The 2,683-nt window shown below is 68.6% G+C and carries 1 protein-coding gene; it reads right to left on the reverse strand.

The features are described from left to right. Positions 1-2,477, reverse strand: a 2,477-nt coding sequence (locus tag Q0L54_RS02465) for an ATP-dependent Clp protease ATP-binding subunit (protein ID WP_296665229.1), incomplete at its 3' end; no start/stop codon positions are given. Positions 2,478-2,683: the final 206 nt, after the last annotated feature.

Below are 2,683 nucleotides of genomic sequence, written 5' to 3' on the forward strand. Positions count from 1 at the left end.
GTGGGCTCCCCGGTGAGGTCGTCCTTGTCGATGCCCTCGAACGTGAACTCGCCCAGGAGCCCCTCGCCCTCGGCGTCGACGCGGATGATCTGGCCGGCCACCACCTCGCCGAACAGGATCTTCTCCGACAGCGGGTCCTCGATCTCGCGCTGGAGCGCACGGCGCAGCGGACGCGCTCCCAGGACCGGGTCGTAGCCCTTCTCCGCGAGCAGCTTCTTGGCCGCCGTGGTGAGCTCGATGCCCATGTCCTTGTCCCGCATGCGCTCGTCGAGGCGGGCGACCATGAGGTCGACGATCTCGATGATCTCCTGCTGCGTGAGCTGCGGGAACACCACCACGTTGTCGACACGGTTGAGGAACTCCGGCTTGAAGTGCTCCTTGAGCTTGCCGTTGACCAGCTTCACCATGTCCTCGTAGGTCTGGCCGCCCTCGGTGATCGCCGAGAAGCCGGTCGCCTGGCGGCGCGAGATCGAGTCCGCGCCCAGGTTCGTGGTCATGATGATGATGGTGTTCTTGAAGTTGATCTCGCGACCCTGGGCGTCCGTCAGCTTGCCGTCCTCCAGGATCTGGAGCAGCGAGTTGAAGATGTCAGGGTGCGCCTTCTCGACCTCGTCGAACAGGACCACGGAGAACGGCTTGCGGCGCACCTTCTCGGTGAGCTGGCCGCCCTCCTCGAAGCCCACGTAGCCGGGAGGCGCGCCGAACAGGCGGGCCACCGTGTGCTTCTCGCCGTACTCCGACATGTCGAGGGAGATCAGGGCCTCCTCGTCGCCGAAGAGGAACTCGGCGAGCGCCTTGGCGAGCTCCGTCTTTCCGACGCCGGTGGGGCCGGCGAAGATGAACGAGCCACCCGGACGCTTCGGGTCCTTGAGCCCGGCGCGCGTGCGGCGGATCGACTGCGCGAGCACCTTGATCGCCTGCTCCTGGCCGATGATCCGCTTGTGCAGCTCGGACTCCATCGACAGCAGCCGCGAGGACTCGTCGGAAGACACGCGAGTGACGGGCACACCGGTCGACATCGACAGCACCTCGGCGATCAGGTCCTCGTCGACCACGGCGGCCACGTCGAGGTCGCCCGACTTCCAGGCCTCCTCCTTGTGGGCGCGCTCCTCGGCGAGGCGACGCTCGACGTCGCGAAGCGATGCGGCCTTCTCGAAGTCCTGCGCGTCGATCGCCGACTCCTTGTCGCGACGCACGTTCGCGATCTTGTCGTCGAGGTCACGCAACTCCGGCGGCGACGTCATCCGGCGGATGCGCAGGCGCGCGCCCGCCTCGTCGATCAGGTCGATCGCCTTGTCCGGCAGGAAGCGGTCGGAGATGTAGCGGTCCGCCATGGTCGCGGCGGCCACGATCGCTTCATCCGTGATGGTCACGCGGTGGAACGCCTCGTAGCGGTCGCGCAGGCCTTTGAGAATCTCGATGGTGTGCGACAGCTCCGGCTCCGGCACCTGGATGGGCTGGAAGCGGCGCTCGAGCGCGGGGTCCTTCTCGACGTGCTTGCGGTACTCGTCGAGCGTGGTGGCGCCGATGGTCTGCAGCTCGCCTCGCGCCAGCATGGGCTTGAGGATCGACGCGGCGTCGATGGCGCCCTCGGCGGCACCGGCACCCACCAGGGTGTGGATCTCGTCGATGAACAGGATGATGTCGCCGCGGGTGCGGATCTCCTTGAGCACCTTCTTGAGGCGCTCCTCGAAGTCACCGCGGTAGCGGGAGCCGGCCACCAGCGAGCCCAGGTCCAGCGTGTAGAGGTGCTTGTCCTTGAGCGTCTCGGGCACGTCGCCGCGCACGATCGCCTGGGCCAGGCCCTCGACCACGGCCGTCTTGCCCACGCCGGGCTCGCCGATCAGCACGGGGTTGTTCTTGGTGCGGCGCGACAGCACCTGCATCACGCGCTCCATGATGAGCTCGCGGCCCACGACGGGGTCGAGCTTGCCCTCGCGCGCGGCCTGCGTGAAGTTGCGGCCGAACTGGTCGAGCACGGTCGAGCCCGCGGGCGTGCCCTCCTGGGGCCCACCGCCGGAGGCGACCGGCTCCTTGCCCTCATAGCCGGACAGGAGCTGGATCACCTGCTGACGCACGCCACCCAGGTCCGCCCCCAGCTTGCCCAGCACCTGCGCTGCGACGCCCTCGCCCTCGCGGATGAGGCCCAGCAGGATGTGCTCGGTGCCGATGTAGTTGTGGCCCAGCTGCAGCGCCTCGCGCAGCGACAGCTCGAGCACCTTCTTGGCGCGCGGGGTGAACGGGATGTGCCCGGACGGGGCGTGCGAGCCCTCGCCGATGATCTCCTGGACCTGCTCGCGGACGCCGTTGAGGGAGATGTCCATGGCCTCGAGGGCCTTCGCCGCCACGCCCTCGCCCTCGCGGACCAGGCCGAGCAGGATGTGCTCCGTGCCGATGTAGTTGTGGTTGAGCATGCGCGCCTCTTCCTGCGCGAGCACCACCACTCGACGGGCCCGATCGGTGAACCGTTCGAACATGTCAGCCTCCCTTGATCGTCCGGCCGGGACCGGGGTCGCGACGGTGACCCGCCGCGCGTGCTTCCAGGCTAACCGCGGCCCCCCACGGTCCATGCCCGTGTTCGCCAGAGGCGTGACGGTTGTTACCCCAGCGAAACATCGGGGGGTGACGGGACGATGCGCCGGGCGGGACGGGCGGGACGATGCGCCGGGCGGGACGGGCGGGA

This window comes from Demequina sp. (genome assembly GCF_024642165.1).
Classification (GTDB): Bacteria; Actinomycetota; Actinomycetes; order Actinomycetales; family Demequinaceae; genus Demequina.